The sequence below is a fragment of the Affinundibacterium macrobrachii genome, from assembly GCF_014652415.1.
In the GTDB taxonomy this organism is placed as follows: Bacteria; Pseudomonadota; Gammaproteobacteria; order Burkholderiales; family Burkholderiaceae_D; genus Undibacterium; species Undibacterium macrobrachii.
The window spans coordinates 119,513-136,326 of the sequence record NZ_BMYT01000003.1 but is presented as its reverse complement, the minus strand read 5'-3'; the positions used below and the strand labels follow the sequence as shown (position 1 = coordinate 136,326).

General features: G+C 45.4%; 13 protein-coding genes. 7 read left to right on the top strand and 6 right to left on the bottom strand.

Annotation, left to right across the window (positions count from 1 at the left end):
- Positions 1 to 85: 85 nt before the first annotated feature.
- Positions 86 to 1,675: a helicase HerA-like C-terminal domain-containing protein gene (locus IE103_RS09600; protein ID WP_189345917.1), complete on the bottom strand. Its 1,590-nt coding sequence runs from the start codon at positions 1,673 to 1,675 to the stop codon at positions 86 to 88.
- Positions 1,676 to 1,931: 256 nt separating this feature from the next.
- On the opposite strand from IE103_RS09600, the gene IE103_RS09595 reads away from it, so the two are divergent.
- The 7 genes from IE103_RS09595 to IE103_RS09565 all read left to right on the top strand — a co-directional run bounded on the left by IE103_RS09595 (position 1,932) and on the right by IE103_RS09565 (position 8,841).
- Entirely contained in the window at positions 1,932 to 2,657 is a 726-nt protein-coding gene (locus tag IE103_RS09595) for a YebC/PmpR family DNA-binding transcriptional regulator (RefSeq protein ID WP_189345916.1), read from the top strand.
- Positions 2,658 to 2,853: 196 nt separating this feature from the next.
- Positions 2,854 to 4,128 (top strand): phosphoribosylamine--glycine ligase, encoded by a 1,275-nt coding sequence (gene purD, locus IE103_RS09590; protein WP_189345915.1) that lies wholly within the window; start codon positions 2,854 to 2,856, stop codon positions 4,126 to 4,128.
- Positions 4,129 to 4,261: 133 nt separating this feature from the next.
- The gene (gene hemF / locus IE103_RS09585; protein ID WP_189345914.1) at positions 4,262 to 5,161 is read left to right on the top strand and encodes an oxygen-dependent coproporphyrinogen oxidase; all 900 of its coding nucleotides are present in this window, start codon (positions 4,262 to 4,264) and stop codon (positions 5,159 to 5,161) included.
- On the top strand, positions 5,152 to 5,880 hold the full coding sequence (nadD, locus tag IE103_RS09580) for a nicotinate (nicotinamide) nucleotide adenylyltransferase (RefSeq protein WP_189345913.1): 729 nt from the start codon (positions 5,152 to 5,154) through the stop codon (positions 5,878 to 5,880). The genes hemF and nadD overlap by 10 nt, the downstream gene beginning before the upstream one ends.
- An 89-nt stretch (positions 5,881 to 5,969) precedes the next feature.
- The gene (gene rsfS / locus IE103_RS09575; RefSeq protein WP_189345912.1) at positions 5,970 to 6,650 is read left to right on the top strand and encodes a ribosome silencing factor; all 681 of its coding nucleotides are present in this window, start codon (positions 5,970 to 5,972) and stop codon (positions 6,648 to 6,650) included.
- Between the two features lie 444 nt (positions 6,651 to 7,094).
- Positions 7,095 to 7,934: an alpha/beta hydrolase gene (locus IE103_RS09570; protein WP_189345911.1), complete on the top strand. Its 840-nt coding sequence runs from the start codon at positions 7,095 to 7,097 to the stop codon at positions 7,932 to 7,934.
- Positions 7,935 to 8,010: 76 nt separating this feature from the next.
- Positions 8,011 to 8,841 carry an alpha/beta hydrolase gene (locus IE103_RS09565; protein ID WP_189345910.1) on the top strand — a complete coding sequence of 277 codons (831 nt, stop codon included), beginning with the start codon at positions 8,011 to 8,013 and terminating at the stop codon, positions 8,839 to 8,841.
- Positions 8,842 to 8,853: 12 nt separating this feature from the next.
- On the opposite strand, the gene IE103_RS09560 is transcribed toward IE103_RS09565, so the two are convergent.
- From IE103_RS09560 to IE103_RS09540, 5 genes are all read right to left on the bottom strand, one after another.
- On the bottom strand, positions 8,854 to 9,375 hold the full coding sequence (locus IE103_RS09560; protein ID WP_189345909.1) for a GNAT family N-acetyltransferase: 522 nt from the start codon (positions 9,373 to 9,375) through the stop codon (positions 8,854 to 8,856).
- Between the two features lie 10 nt (positions 9,376 to 9,385).
- Complete coding sequence (locus tag IE103_RS09555; protein WP_189345908.1) at positions 9,386 to 11,182, bottom strand: aminopeptidase P family protein; 1,797 nt, start codon at positions 11,180 to 11,182, stop codon at positions 9,386 to 9,388.
- A gap of 92 nt (positions 11,183 to 11,274) precedes the next feature.
- On the bottom strand, positions 11,275 to 11,751 hold the full coding sequence (locus IE103_RS09550; RefSeq protein ID WP_189345907.1) for a GNAT family N-acetyltransferase: 477 nt from the start codon (positions 11,749 to 11,751) through the stop codon (positions 11,275 to 11,277).
- 15 nt (positions 11,752 to 11,766) lie between these two features.
- Positions 11,767 to 13,845 carry a methionine--tRNA ligase gene (gene metG, locus IE103_RS09545; protein WP_189345906.1) on the bottom strand — a complete coding sequence of 693 codons (2,079 nt, stop codon included), beginning with the start codon at positions 13,843 to 13,845 and terminating at the stop codon, positions 11,767 to 11,769.
- Positions 13,846 to 14,042: 197 nt separating this feature from the next.
- Positions 14,043 to 16,625 (bottom strand): fused MFS/spermidine synthase, encoded by a 2,583-nt coding sequence (locus IE103_RS09540; protein WP_189345905.1) that lies wholly within the window; start codon positions 16,623 to 16,625, stop codon positions 14,043 to 14,045.
- Positions 16,626 to 16,814 lie beyond the last annotated feature (189 nt).

Here is a 16,814-nt window from a genome sequence, read left to right as displayed (position 1 = left end):
TGTGTTGAAGGAGGCGGTGCTGAATCAAACCAATTGTGCGTGGGCGGCATAGATGTATTCGCGCCTGCCACCCAACCGGTCATGTTTAGCGTTTCTTCATGATCGATCCTAATACGCCACGAATAATCTCGCGCCCGACTTGTGAGCCTATCGTACGCACGGCGGATTTGACCATGGTTTCGGCCACATTGTCTTTGCGTCGTATGCCAGAACCACCGAATAAATTGCCGAACATGCCGCCTAATGCACCAGCAATTCCACCGCCATCGGATTCTTGTGCTGGTTGTTGAGAATTTGTTTGCAGCGTATTGTTTGAAGAGCGGCCCCAAGCTTGATTGTCATTGCCCGCTGTTGGAGCAGGCTGACTATTGCTTGCGTTATTTTGCGCGACGCGACCTTTGATTTTTTCATAGGCAGATTCACGATCAATCGCTTTTTCATAGACGCCTGCGACGATAGAATTCGCAATGATAGTTTGTCTTTGCTCGGCTGTGATTGCACCTATTTGTGACGCGGGCGGAACGATAAAGCCGCGTTGTACCATATTCGGACGGCCTTTCTCATCCAAGAAAGAAATCAAAGCTTCACCCACACCCAGTTCACTAATCACCGCGACCGTGTCGAGTTCAGGATTGGGGCGGAAGGTTTCTGCTGCTGCTTGTACTGCCTTTTGGTCACGTGGCGTATAAGCACGTAGCGCATGTTGTACGCGATTGCCGAGTTGACCGAGCACCGTGTCCGGAATATCGAGCGGGTTTTGCGTGACGAAATACACGCCAACGCCTTTAGAACGAATTAAGCGCACAACTTGCTCGATTTTTTGTAGTAAAACTTTGGGTGCTTCATCAAATAAGAGATGCGCTTCGTCGAAGAAAAATACCATCTTCGGTTGCGCTACATCACCGACTTCCGGCAGGTTTTCATACAATTCAGAAAGCATCCACAGCAGGAATGTTGAGTACAAGCGCGGCGCTTGCAAGAGTTGATCTGCTGCCAGAATATTGATGAAACCTTTGCCACTTGTATCGGTTTGCATCATGTCGTCAAGATTGAGCATGGGCTCGCCGAAAAATTCTTCGCCACCTTGCTCTGCGATTGCCAGCAAAGCCCGTTGAATCGCACCTATGCTGGCGGCGGAGATATTGCCGTATTCGGTTTGAAATTCAGAAGCGTTATCACCCAAGTATTGCAACATCGCGCGCAAATCTTTGATGTCCAATAATAGCAAGCCATTGTCATCGGCGATTTTGAATGCGAGTTGCAGAACACCTTCTTGGGTTTCGTTCAAATTCAACATTCGACCTAATAGCAAAGGTCCTAGATCAGAAATCGTTGCGCGTACTGGATGACCTTGTTTGCCAAAAACGTCCCAAAAAGTAACTGGGCAAGCTTGCCAGTTTGGCGCTTCGATACCCAACATCTCTATACGTTGTTGCATCTTCGGGCTTAATTGTCCCGCTTGCGCCATGCCAGATAAGTCACCTTTGACATCGGCCATAAACACCGGCACGCCGATATCCGAAAACGATTGTGCCAACACTTGCAAGGTCACGGTTTTACCGGTGCCGGTGGCGCCAGTAATGCAGCCATGACGATTTGCCCAATCAGACAGCAAATGAAGATCAAAAATTTGATTTTTCGCAATGGATTTGGCGACTAAGAGTGGTTTTGACATGATTTGCCTGGGTTGAAGATCAATAAAAAGAGATAATTGTTCAAATCTAGTTCGAAAACTTAGGTGATCCACACTATCCTAAGCAGATCACAGCGGTTTTGCCTAAGTGCTCTATGTTAGAATAGCGGTCTTCATTATAAAACCAATCCTTTGCAAAGTTTCCGGCGCGACATCTAAATTAGTCAGCGCAAGGCGAAAATTACCGCAAATCTTCACAGATCATTGCAAAGCATTGTCAATTTTAGAAAGAATAATCATGGCAGGACATAGTAAATGGGCCAACATCAAGCATAAAAAAGCAGCGACCGACGCAAAGCGCGGCAAGATCTGGACACGCTTGATTAAAGAAATCACGGTTGCAGCGCGTATGGGCGGCGAAGACATTGCTTCTAACCCACGTCTGCGTTTGGCAGTGGATAAAGCTACTGATGCAAATATGCCCAAGGAAAACGTCACACGTGCGATTCAACGCGGAGCCGGAACTTTGGAAGGTGCCAATTACGAAGAAGTTCGCTATGAAGGTTACGGTATCGGTGGCGCAGCGATTATTGTTGATTGTATGACCGATAATCGTGTGCGTACGGTAGCTGAAGTGCGTCATGCATTTAACAAGCATGGCGGCAATATGGGCACCGAAGGTTCGGTGGCGTTTCTGTTCACGCATTGCGGTCAAATGTTTTTTGCACCCGGCACAAATGAAGATGCGCTGATGGAAGCCGCGTTAGAAGCCGGTGCAGATGATGTGATCACGGATGATGAAGGCGGTATTGAAGTCACTTGCCCACCACATGATTTGTCGGCATTGAAAGATGCTTTAGAAAAAGCAGGTTTTAAATCAGAAGTCGCAGAAGTCGTGATGAAGCCGCAAACTGAAACGGTTTTCACAGGCGAAGATGCGATCAAGATGCAGAAAATTATTGATGCATTAGAAAATCTTGATGATGTGCAGGAAGTATTTACGAATGCCATCATCGAAGAATAAGATGCTTATAAATTAAATTACAGGGCGCTTCGCGTTGTTGCGCATCCTCGCAATACCGACGTATTGCTCCGGTGCGCGCCTAGCGCAGCATCCCTGAAATTGAATTTCTGAAACATCTTAGGTTCGCGTTTTGATTTAGCGAAAAAGTCGCAATTCGTAGCAAACATCAATTCAACTCAACTATTCAGAGTAAATAATGAAAATTCTCGTAGTCGGCTCCGGTGGTCGTGAACATGCATTGGCATGGAAATTAGCGCAATCTGAACGTGCGCAAACGATTTTTGTTGCGCCAGGAAATGGCGGTACAGAATTGAATAAAAACCTGAAGAATATCAATATCACCGATCCGCATGCTTTGGCGGAGTTCGCGATTCAAGAGCATATTGGCCTCACCGTGGTGGGGCCAGAAGTGCCACTCGCGGCGGGTATCGTGAATATCTTCCGTGAAAAAGGTCTGAAAATTTTTGGACCAACAAAAGAAGCAGCACAACTCGAAAGCTCTAAAGATTTTGCTAAAGCCTTCATGCACCGTCACCATATTCCCACTGCGGAATACCAAACCTTCTCCGACTTACAAGCAGCACATGACTATCTGAACAAAAAAGGCGCGCCTATCGTGATTAAGGCGGATGGCTTGGCGGCAGGTAAGGGCGTCGTGGTAGCGATGACTGCTGACGAAGCACATGCTGCGGTCGATATGATGTTATCGGATAACAAGCTTGGTGATGCCGGTGCGCGTGTCGTCATTGAAGAATTTTTGGCTGGCGAAGAAGCGAGTTTTATCGTGATGGTGGATGGCAAAAATATTTTGCCATTAGCGACTAGCCAAGATCACAAGCGCTTGCTTGATCATGACCAAGGGCCAAACACTGGCGGCATGGGCGCGTATTCCCCAGCACCGATCGTGACGCCACAATTGCATGCGCGCGTGATGCGCGAAATTATTCAACCGACTGTGCAAGGCATGGCGAAAGACGGCATCGTGTTCACAGGCTTTTTGTATGCGGGTCTGATGATTGATGAAGCGGGCAATCCTAAGACTTTGGAATTCAATTGCCGCATGGGCGATCCAGAAACGCAACCGATTATGTCGCGTCTCAAAACAGATTTCATCAGCGTGATGGAGCATGCAGTTAACGGTACGCTAGACACGGTTGAACTCGAATGGGATAGACGCACCGCAATGGGCGTGGTGATGGCAGCAGCGGGCTACCCAGACGCACCAGAAAAAGGTGCAGATATTACGGGCATTCCTGCAGAAACTGCTGATTGCATCACTTTCCATGCTGGTACCGCATTAGCAGGCGGCAAGTTGAGTGTGACTGGTGGCCGTGTATTATGCGTGGTCGGTCTTGGCGATACGGTCAAAACTGCGCAAAAACATGCTTATGATGTAGTTGAAAAGATTCAATTCAAAGGCGCGCAATACCGTAAAGATATTGGCTGGCGTGCACTGAATCGAAAGCACTGAGCGCAAGCACTAAATGCAAACAACTTAAACCGCAGAGGCACAGAGTACGCAGAGGTGTAATTTCAATTTCTCGGCGTACTCTGCGCCTCTGCCGTAGAAAAATAAATCAACTGCACACAATTCTTGAAATTACATGACTGACGCTAATTCCGTTAAAGACTATTTACTAGGCCTACAAGCCTCCATCGTTGCTGCGATGGAAGAAGTTGATGGCTGCCGCTTTATCACTGATAGCTGGGAGCGTCCAGAAGGTGGCGGTGGTATTTCGCGTGTGATTGAAGAAGGCAATGTATTTGAACGTGGCGGTGTGAATTTTTCGCATGTGATGGGTAAAAACTTGCCACCATCTGCTGCCGCGAGTCGTCCGGAATTAGCAGGGCGCCGCTGGGAAGCGATGGGCGTGTCGTTGGTGCTCCATCCACGCAATCCTTATGCACCAACCGTTCACATGAATGTGCGCTTCTTTACCACCTATGCTGAAGGACAAGATCCGGTATGGTGGTTTGGCGGCGGTATGGATTTGACCCCGTATTATGGCTTTGAAGAAGATGCCAAGCATTTTCATCAAACTTGCAAAGATGCCTTGACTCCATTTGGTGCGGATTTACATCCACGCTTTAAAAAATGGTGTGATGAGTATTTCTATCTCAAACATCGCAAAGAAGCGCGTGGCGTAGGTGGTATTTTCTTTGATGATTTTAATGAGCAATCATTTGAACAAAGCTTTGCGATGACCAAGAGCGTAGGTGATGGCTTTTTGAAAGCCTATCGCCCGATTCTCGAACGTCGCAAAGATCTCGCTTATGGCGAAACTGAACGCGATTTTCAAGCCTATCGTCGTGGCCGTTACGTAGAATTTAATTTGGTCTTTGATCGCGGCACGCTATTTGGTCTGCAGTCAGGCGGTCGTACTGAATCGATCTTAATGTCGATGCCGCCGATCGTGAAATGGCGCTACGATTGGAGGCCCGAAGCGGGTAGTGCAGAAGCCAAATTGGCGACTGATTTCTTGGTACACAAGGAATGGGTGTAAAATCCGCTCCTTCCGAACCTGCCGCAGCAACAAGGATCCAGCGCTCGGTGCTGGTCTTTGGCGGTAGTTTTGATCCCGTTCATAATGGACATGTCGCACTGGTGCAGCATTTTACAATGCTGCTTAAAGTCGATGAAGTGCGCTTAGTTCCGGCTGGCCAACCTTGGCAAAAAGCGGGTTTAAAAGCAAGCGCCGAACAAAGAATTAAGATGTTGGAATTGGCATTTGATGGGCAATTATCCGTGCCTTACAGCATCGACCAACAAGAGGTAGAACGTGCAGCGACGCAGATTCCTAGCTACACGGTGGATACCTTAACTAATATGCGATCTCAATGGGGTAATGCTCAGTTAAATGAGGAGATCGCGCTTATTTTGCTAATTGGTGCCGACCAATTTCACAATTTCGCAACGTGGAAAAACTGGCAACAAATTTTTAATTTAGCACATATCGTCGTTGCCGCAAGACCAGGCTACAGCTTGCAACTCGACACATTACCCAGCGAATTTGCCGCGCTCTGGCAGCAAGCAAATGGCGCTATTGAAGATCTAAAGCAATGCTCTTTTGGTAAAACTTGGCTAGAAACTGATCTGGCTTGGGATATTTCTGCAACACGAATTCGCGACGAATTGCAGCAACAAGGGCAAACCAAGGAAACCACCTCGCTTATTCCACGCAAGGTGTTAGACTATCTTCAAGTGCATCACATTTACAATTAGCGCAAAACGATTAAGCTGAATAAATGCAGTATCTACCTAGTAGTGACGCAGCAATCAGGATGATAAGAAATTAAGATAGATAGGACATTATGGATATCAAAAAACTGCAAACATTGGTCTTCGACGCATTAGAAGACGTTAAAGGTCAAGACATACAAATCTTCGACACCACCGAAATCACCAGCTTGTTCGATCGCGTTTGCGTAGTATCAGGTACTTCTAATCGCCAAACCAAAGCACTCGCTGCTTCTGTACGCGACAAGGTTAAAGAAAACGGTGGCGACATCGTTGGTATGGAAGGTGAAGCGACTGGTGAATGGGTGCTGGTTGATTTGGGCGACATGGTGGTACACATCATGCAACCTGCGATTCGTGCTTATTACCGTTTGGAAGAAATTTGGGGCGGCAAAGAAGTGAAGATGGGCGCAGCGAAACGTGCACCACGCGCTTCGAAAATGACTGCTGGTCCTTTGGATGAAGAAAAACCAAAACGCTCACGTTCTAAAGCAGCACCAGTCGAAGTAACGCCAGATATGATGGCGATTCAAACGACAGTAGAAGACGAAAAGCCAAAACGCAAACCACGCGTGAGCAAAGTGGCTGCTGAGTTGGCAGGTGAGAAGCCAGTCCGCAAGCCTCGTGCAACTTCCGCAACACCAAAGATTCCATCTGGCGGTCGTGTAAAAGTCGCAGCGACGAAGACAGCAACTGCATCATCGAAAGAGGCGGCAGCAAAGAAAGCAACTACGCGTCGTAAGACAGCAGAGTAATTCTTCGGGAAAATTGTTGCGAGATCGCTGTCGATTTTGCGATCAATTTTGCAGACGATTTAGGCTAAAAAAAGGAGAAAGTCTTTTGGGACTTTCTCCTTTTTTCTTGTCAGAATTTTTTAATCAGGTCGAACCTGCCGCCAAAAACTCCCTCTCCCGCAAGCGGGAGAGGGTTGGGGTGAGGGCGGTCCTGCCTCCGAGCGGTGTGAGAGAAAATATAAAGTAGCAGCCAAATGACCGAATCAGCACCACAAGATTGATAAGACCTTCGGTTCAAAGTAAGCTCCGCAAAAAAATTCATTTCAGATCACGATCTAGCACGACTAGATAGACAGTAATTCATTAATTAGTCAAAATTGCATTAACAAGGCTTTGCGCCCATATTCCCAAAGACAGGTTTGGAGCGCAGCGAGAATTCACATCGCCATCATTTGAGAGACCACAATGCAACTCCATCACTTTATCTCCACTGCTTTGCTAGCTATCAGCTTGGCATTTACATCGACTAGCCAAGCACAAGTCACAGTCAAACCATTAATCATCGGCGAATCTTTAGAACTCGCGTCTAAAACCATGCAAGAAACAAGGCGCATCAATGTGGTTTTACCAGATGATTACAAGTTAAATCAGAGCAAATCCTATCCTGTGATTTACATGCCCGATGGTGGGCTAGCGGAAGATTTCTTGCACATCGCTGGCCTCATGCAAGTCTCTATCGCGAATGGCAGCATGCGCCCATTTATCTTAGTTGGCATAGAAAATACCGTGCGACGTCGCGATTTGACCGGGCCTAGCGAAAGCGAATTAGATAAAAAAGCGATACCGAATTTGGGTGGATCGGAACTGTATCGTCGCTTTTTGATTAAGGAGCTCATTCCTGAAATCGAACAACGCTATCGCACCACGCAAGAGCGCGCCTTGGTTGGTGAGTCTTTAGCTGGATTATTTACGATCGAGACCTTATTTCAAACTCCCGATGTGTTTCAAACCTATATCGCGATCGATCCTAGTTTGTGGTGGAATGATGAAAAGTTGATTGCAGACTTTGCGAAGAAGTTGCAATCGCAGCCTAGATTGGCGAAGAACTTATTTTTTGCTAGCAGCGGTCAAGTGGGGATGGCAACAGCAATTCAACGATTTGCGCAGATGCTGACAACGAGTAAACCAGAAGGGCTGAGTTGGACTTATGAGCACTTCGCTAAAGAAACCCACGCAACGATTTATCATCCAGCGGCTATGAATGCATTTCGTAAGTTGTTTACCCCGATTTCAGTGCAAAAATGAAATCTTGTACGAAATGTGCGCGTGTTATAGCGAGCTTTATCATCGTGCCCTCGATGACCTAATTATGGAAAAAAGTATGTCAGTCAATCACCTGCTTATCGCCACCCTGTTTGTATTCGGCCTGATGAATGTATTGCCTGCCTTTGCACAAGTGGAAAATAAGCCGTTAGTCATTGTTGAGTCCCTAGATATCAATTCTGAAAACTTGAGAGAGAAACGACATATTAATGTCTATTTGCCAGATGAATATAAACTAAATCGAACGAAGTCATTTCCTGTTGTTTATCTTCTCAATAGTCAAACAGCGGATGATTTTTCCTATGTTGCAAATTGGGTGAAAAACGCTATCAAATTACGAATGATTAGTCCCATCATTTTAGTGGCAATAGAAGACACTAAATTGCTTGATTTTGTTGGCACGAGTGAGAGTGAAATAGATAAAGCGAATTTCCGAAATTTGGGGAGGGCGGAGTTATTTCGTCGATTTTTAAATGAAGAACTCATTACTGAAATTTCACTGCGATATCCGAGAACGGAAGAGCGTGTCTTGGTTGGCGATTCTTGGGCAGGACTGTTCACTTTAGAGGTCTTGCTTCGTACGCCTGAAAATTTTCAGACCTATATCGTGATTAGTCCACAGTTGATTTGGAATGATGAATATTTAACTTCAAAATTTCCTGAATTGTGGAGGCCTCAAAATTCAAAAATTAAGAACCTTTACTTATTTGATCATGGAAAGTTGGTAATGAATAGTTACCTTGGTCGATTCCTACAAATGTTGGCTGATCAAAAGCCTAAACTATTATATTGGGAATGTACGTCTTTCAATGAAGTACATCCGCTTTATCAACCGATGCTTTTATTCGCACTTCAAAAGCTATTTGTAATTGCCCCTGAAAAAAAATAGGAATTAGTTGTATTAGTTCTGGCGCACCCATGCCATAGGAATATCCGCTTCGAGTTCGCCATCGAGCCGACGCACACGTTGTTGAAAGCGCCCTTCGATGTGGAAGCCTAGGCTTTGGTAAAACGCTTGCGCTTTGAGATTTGATTCACGGACAAAAAGCTCGACGCGTAGGATGTGCGGATGTTTAGCTTTTACTTCGTCGAGTAAAGCGCTAAAGATCGCGCGCCCAACACCGCATCCTTGAAAATCGGGATGGACTGCAATCGTCAGATCAGATAACACATGAGCGAATAGCGTCGGCACAGGTCGATAAGCGTGGATCTCACCAACGACCTGATCAGCTGATTTTGCAAGGTAACAGATGCCACGTGTTAGTGCGTTTTCTAAATTATGGTGTATGTAATCGTCGGTGATTTCTTCTTCGGTGCGCGCGATCCCGCCACCTTGTCTTGCCACGCTTTGGTAGAGTGCTTTAATGCCAGCAAAATCTTGTTTGCTGGCTGGCGTGACGATATACGTTTTGGAATCGCTCATCTCTAACTTTCTATTTGCTGATCGCTAAAGTGCGTTGTTTTAGCCAATTTAAAGCATGGCCTTGTACCCGAGGGGACAGGCGCTGTAGTACTTCTTGATGATAGGCGTTTAGCCAATCGATTTCTTCTTGCTGCATTAAGTCGAGGGCGATGCAACGCGTATCAATCGGGCATAAGGTCAAGCTTTCAAACTTCAAATAGTCGCCGAATTCTGTTGTTTGTGCGGGAACACATAATAAGAGATTTTCGATACGTACGCCCCATTTTCCTGGGCGATAAATGCCAGGCTCATTCGACGTGATCATGCCGATTTCCATCACCATATCGCTATTCGGAATGGCACCAGAAATCGATTGTGGGCCTTCATGCACGTTGAGGAAGTAACCGACACCGTGACCAGTACCATGACCATAATTAATTCCCTCTGCCCACATCGGAGCGCGCGCCACCGTATCGAGTACGGTGGAGTAAGTACCGTACGGGAATTGCATACGCGAGAGTGCGATCATGCCTTTTAATACCAGCGTGAAGTCGCGCTTTTGTTCGGCGGATACCGTGCCAACTGGAACCACGCGCGTGATGTCGGTGGTGCCGTTTAGATACTGGCCTCCTGAATCAATTAATAACAAACCATTACCTTCGATCACTGCATGCGAATTCGCCGTTGCGCGATAATGCGGCATCGCGCCATTCCCGTTAAAGCCTGCGATAGTACCAAAGCTGGGTGAAATAAAATGTGGCTGACGTGCACGCGCGGCACAGATTTGCTCGTCAATCGTGATTTCTGTAATGCGCTGCTTACCCAGTGTCTGTTCGAACCAAGCAAAGAATTCACATAATGCAGCACCGTCTTGTTCCATGGCTTCGCGAACGAATTGTGCTTCGTTTTGATGTTTGCGCGATTTGTTGTAGACCGATGGATTTAGCGCTTCGACGACCTTGACGTGTTTGGGAATCGCCTGTTGAAAACCATAAGTAATGCGACGTGGATCAATCAACAGGGTTGAGCTAGCATTCAGAACTTGCAAGGCACTTGCTGCGTTTTCATAGGGCTGACAGACAACACCGTCTTGCGCTAAGTTGTCAGCGATTTGTTGCGAGACTTTATGTAATGGTGTGAACAAGGTCGCGCTATCCAAGCCAATTAAAGCGTGCGAGACAAACACAGGATTGTAGTTAACGTCCGCACCACGTAAATTGAAAATCCACGCGATGTCGTCAACCGTTGAGACAAAATGCCAATTTGCCCCCTTGGCTTGTATTTGCGCGCGTACTGCGGCGAGCTTGTCAGCACGGCTGACGACCGCAAATGGTGCTAAGTGCTCATAGATCGCTGCATCTGGTAGAGCAGGACGGTCATGCCAGACTTCATTTAAAAGATCGAGTTGCGTGTTGATCTTGATCTGTTTTTCCTCTAAGGCTGTTTGTAATGCACGAGCACTTGCTAGTCCCAACACATTGCCATCAACCGCTAGTGTTTGCCCAGCTTGCAAATGCTGTGCAAGCCAATCGATATGCGCAGTCGCTGCAGCTGATTGGATTTTCATCATCTGGATACCAGAGCCCGCTAACTCAATTTCTGCTTGTGACCAGTAGCGGCTATCAACCCATAAACCAGCAAAATCTTGCGTTACGATGAGAGTCGCAACTGACCCTGTAAAGCCAGAAAAAACTTCGCGACCTTGCCAGCGTGCTGGTAAATATTCGGATAAATGTGGGTCGGCGGATGGAATCAAGCATGCATCAACGTCGAATTTGGCCATTGCTGCGCGGAGTTCACTCAGGCGTTCTGGGATAGAGATACTCATAATTATTCCAATTGAAAAAGACAAAGACAAACAAAAACACAGGCACAAACACGAGCGCCGATCAAACTGGGATATATGCGGCTAATCGATTGCTAGCGCAGAAAACGGCGCATCACATGCGGCATTGGTTCATTGGGATTGGCGTGCGCATATTCGAGTTCGGGAGCCAACTCAAATTCGTAAGCGGTATATAAGTCAACTAGGCGCGGTTGGTCGGTACGTACACCTAAACGCAATTCTTCTACGCCAGAGGTTTGCGCTTGATGAATGACGGCTTCGAGCAAATGTTGAGAAAGTGCTTCACCACGGAAGGCAGGGAGTATGCCCATACGGCGCATTTCCCAAGTATTAGTTTCACCATCGACGGGTAACCAACGCACAGAACCTGCTGGTTCTTCATCCACTAACAAAATAAAGCCGCCACCTAAGCTGAGTTCTTCAGCGACTTTTTCACTGCTTTCGGTATGGCCAGATGAGGTAGCAGCAACTTTACCCGCCCAGCAGGCTCGGGTCAGATGCGCCAACAGCGGCGCATCTTCGGTATTGGCTTCGCGTATAACGATGTCCATTGTGCGTTTGAAGAATTAACGGACACGCATACCCGGTTGCGCACCAGGCCATGCTTCTAAGATGTACAGGCCTGGATTGGCTTTTTCATCCGCCGCAGAAGCTGCCAAAACCATGCCTTCTGACATACCAAATTTCATCTTACGTGGTGCCAAATTGGCCACCATGACGGTGAACTTGCCGATTAACTGTTCAGGTTGGTAAGCAGATTTGATTCCAGAGAATACATTTCGCGTCTTGCCTTCACCCACATCTAGAGTCAGACGTAAAAGTTTATCAGAGCCCTCTACATGTTCACAGTTGACGATCTTCGCAATACGTAAATCCACTTTGGCGAAATCATCGATTTTGATCTCATCAGCCAAGGGTTCAATACTTGTGTTTGATTCGCTTGTTGCTTCAGTTGAAGTTGCTGTAACAGAATTGGCAGCAACCGCAGGCACAGGCGCATCAAACAATTGATCAAAAATCTTAATATCAACACGCTGCATCAAATGAACATAAGGATTGATCGTATGTTGATCTGGCAAAGGCGTGTTTACACATGCCCAATTCAGTGGAGAGATATTCAATTGTGCTTCGACTTGACTAGCTAAGTGTGGCAATACAGGTTTTAAGAATATCGTCAGTATGCGGAAAGCTTCTAACAAGCGGCTGCATACTTCTTGCAATTTAGCGTCGTTCTCCGCCTGCTTTGCCAATTCCCATGGCTTATTCGCGTCAACATAGGCGTTAATAATGTCGGCTTGTTCCATCACGGCACGTAAGGCTTTGCCAAATTCACGCGCTTCATACAATGCTTGGATATCGCCAGATACATTGCGTAAATTTTGGATGAACGCGTCATCAGAAGTCGCCCATGCTGTGTTGACGACACCGTTAAAACGCTTAGTAATGAAACCAGCAGCACGACTTGCGATGTTGATGTACTTACCAATCAAATCAGAATTCACCCGCGCAACGAAATCATCTGGATTCATATCCAGATCTTCGACCTTGGCATTGAGTTTGGCCGCGAAGTAGTAACGCAGCCATTCAGGATTCATACCGATATCGAGATAGCGCAATGGGGAAATGCCTGTGCCACGGGATTTCGACATTTTTTCGCCAGAGACTGTGACAAAGCCATGTGCATACACATTATCTGGTGTTTTGTAGCCAGAGAATTTCAGCATTGCAGGCCAGAACAAAGTATGGAAATAGGTAATATCCTTACCGATAAAATGAATTTGCTCCGTGCTTGGATCTGCCATGAAGGCGTCAAAGTCGCGGCCAGTTTTGTTGAAGTAGTTTTTTAATGAGGCCAAATAGCCAACAGGTGCATCGAGCCAAACATAGAAGTATTTACCTGGTTGATCAGGAATCTCGATGCCAAAATACGGCGCATCACGACTGATGTCCCAGTCGCCCAAGCCGCCTTCACCTTCCAACCATTCTTTACATTTATTCGCGACTTCGGATTGCAAGCGATTATCTTGCAAAGCCCAACCGCGCAAGAATTCCACACATTTTTCATCGGATAATTTGAAGAAGAAATGCTCAGAGGATTTCATCACTGGCGTGGCACCAGTCAACACGGAATACGGGTTCTTTAATTCAGTTGGCGCATAGACAGCCGAACACACTTCACATGAATCGCCGTACTGATCTTTAGCACCGCATTTTGGACATTCACCTTTGATATAGCGATCTGGTAAGAACATGTTTTTGACTGGGTCATAAAACTGTTCAATGGTTTTGCTAGTGATAAAACCTGCAGCTTTTAGCTTGCGATAAATGTCTTGCGACAATGTATGATTTTCCGCACCGTCGGTCGAGTGCCAGTTATCGAATGCGATATGAAAGCCATCAAGGTACTGCTTGCGACCAGCAGCAATTTGCCCCACAAATTCTTGCGGTGTGATACCCGCTTTTTCAGCAGCAATCATAATCGGCGCACCATGCGCATCGTCAGCACAAACAAAGTTCACTTCATGCCCCGACATTCGCTGATGACGAACCCAGATATCAGCTTGGATATACTCCATGATGTGGCCGAGGTGGAAAGGGGCGTTAGCGTAGGGAAGGGCAGTGGTGACGAACAGCTTGCGAGTCATGATGGGTGTTTGCTTTATTTGAGGAATAAAGGCGTTATTTTAACAGTGAATGCGGTATTTTTTTAGGGTTTTGAATTGTTCGCAAGAATTGACGTAATGTCAGGATCGGAAACACATGAACTTTAATTGGCTTAATTATTTCTCGTTGAGAATTTACTCGCCCAACTTTATTTAGAGGGATTGGGCGAGAATTACATCTAGTAATCTATTTTGAATTCAACAGCCATATTGTCGTCAGTAATCAATTGAAGATTCTTATTTGATCGAATACTTTCTTGTACTTCCAATAATTTAACTTTGGACAAATAGTCAAGTGCTTTTTGCTGCTGTGTATCCGAATCATAGAGTGTGCGTCCTTCACTATTCTTAAACAGCTTGAGATTATGAATTTTTTCTTCCGTAGTCATATCAAATGGCGAATCGCTAGCTGCCACAAAATTAGCATAAACAGTCACATATTTAAATACGTGTGAAGCTGTTAGAACGACGTCTTTCGATCCCGTTGTATTGTAGTAAACAACCCCCCCCGGCTTTAGATGACGTTTACATAGCTCCAAAAAATCCTTGGAAAGTAGATTCGTTGCATTGCTACGCCAGTGAAAAGTTGTATTCATAAGTATGAAATCAAATTGTTCATTGGGATGGTTTCTCAGCCATCGACGTCCATCATCAAAATGAAGGCTAACCTTAGGATGGTTCAATACTTCCGCAATTTCTGGATAGTTCCGGATCATTTGCGGATAGCCTTTATTGATTTCCACGATTGTCAAACTTTCAAGTGGAAAATATTCAGTTAAAACCTTAGCCCAAGAGCCTGAACTTAAACCAATCTCTAGAACTTTTTTCGGGTTTCGATGTAGGACGGGAAACATATAGGCGCGGTCAATTCCATTTGTGGAATTAGTCAGGTCAGTATTGAACTTACCATCGTAAATGCCTCCACCATAAATGATATCGCTGTCGCTGTCGCTCGCTGCGACTGTAATGATTCCAGCACGGTTTTCTAGTTTGTACTTGAAAGGCTCGTTTTCCCAAGCGCCAAATTGAATGCGTTCTAAGTGGGTTGTATAGAGTGGATCATGTAAAACTGCTGCGCTTGCAAGACCTGCAATGATTACTCCCATGGTCTTCAATTTAAAGTTCTTTTCTACGGGAATGAATAGTAACAGTGCAAACAGGAATAGCAGTGTGAGTGCTGATAGGATGAGTACATTCTGTTCAAGAGTAAAGTACTCAAGTAATATAAAGCCTGTCAATAATGGACCGAGAGTTGCACCTATAATGTTCGCAAAATAAAGCCAAGACATTGCCATCGATGAGTTTTTCTTCTGCTCGTTTACACCGATATGAATTAACATCGGCAGCATTCCGCCTGTGTAATACGCAGCTATCGCCGTCAGTAAATAAGCAATAGTTGGTCCTGTTGTTTTACTAATAAGAGCGCTAACAAAGGCAACACTTGGCGTCGCCAAATAAAATACTAAAGTCGCAATCAATAAGGCACGAATTAACCAGGTGTATGGGTCTTCCTTGGACTCACATAGCTTCTTTGCCTTTAGCGATCCCATTGCTATACCAATAAGAAAGGCGGTCAGTAATATGCCGAATACCTGTGGTCGGCCTGCTGAGGAGAAACCGATTAAACGGTACCAGATAATTTCTTGGCTTAACGAGATATACCCAATAAAAATAAGACTGGTAAATACAAACCAATATGGAAGTGCGGTTGTACTTTTTGTCGACGTTGGAAGAAATTGAGCACTGATCGCTTGTTCCGCTGGAGCAGCGCGCAAAAATTGACTGGCCTTTAGAATTAAAACAGCGGTACAAAGATTGCACAGTGCTGCAATGATAATTGTAGAGTTTTGACCTAAAAATACAAATAAAACCTCCACCGTAAAGTAAGCCGCAATCGCTGAACCTATCGTATTGAATGCATATAGTAGGCCCACCGTTTTCCCTAAATTTTGGAAGTATTGCTGAAGAAACGAAACGAGAATCGGTAGAGTAGCTCCCATCAGCAGCGTTGGAATTGCGAGAATTAGATAGGTCCAACCAATCAAATGCAACGTGGAATTTTGGCTCACTAGTGAGCTGATGTAATGGATCAATGACAAGCTAACTAGGCCAAATAACCCGATAAAAACCTCAAGACCAACAAATATCCTCAGTAAGTGTTTGCTAAAGCGTTTTTGTAAAATTCCACCAACGAGAGCCCCAATACCTAGACCAAACATAAAAACAGAGACGATCACGGTGACCGCTTCACTATTGATACCGAAGGTTGCAAATAAGACGCGTTGCCATACCACTTGATAGATCAATGCCGAGAATCCTGACACCAAAAATAGAACAGCTATATAGCGTTCTGACCCAAATAGAGTCTTGCGTTTTTCAGCTGATAATGTTGTTAGGTAAAAGACTCCTTGGCAAATGATGAGGGTACTCACCATAACTAAAGTCAATGCCCAGCTTGGACGAATACCCGTCATCCACTGATTTGGCACGAGTAGAATAAACCAGCTCCACTGTTCAAACCTGAAAAAACTTGACCGTTCAAGTTCCGTCATGGTTTTATCGATGATTTTTTCATGAGAAAATTGTTGCCAGAGTCGAAGTGCTAGGGGAAGAAAAATTAATAGGCTCAAGCCTTCACTAACTTGGTTAAGACTGATGTCCCAAAGACGATCACCGCGTGAAAAATCTCCAACGATGTATAGTAGGCTGTAAAGTGCACCCACGAAATAAGGTAAGAAAGTGTGCAATCGATTCTTTTTCATTCTTGCTCCGCTAAAGATGTTGGATGCAGTTTACTTGTTTTTTGTAGCATATCATTAGATGTTTGATTCAATGTGCGTCGCGTAAATATAGAGTGAAAATGTTGTAAGGGACTCGCTTGCTCTTGACAAGTTTGGGATTGGGAAAAATGGTGCGATTTATATATATTTACTTGTTCTTGTTTTGCTTTA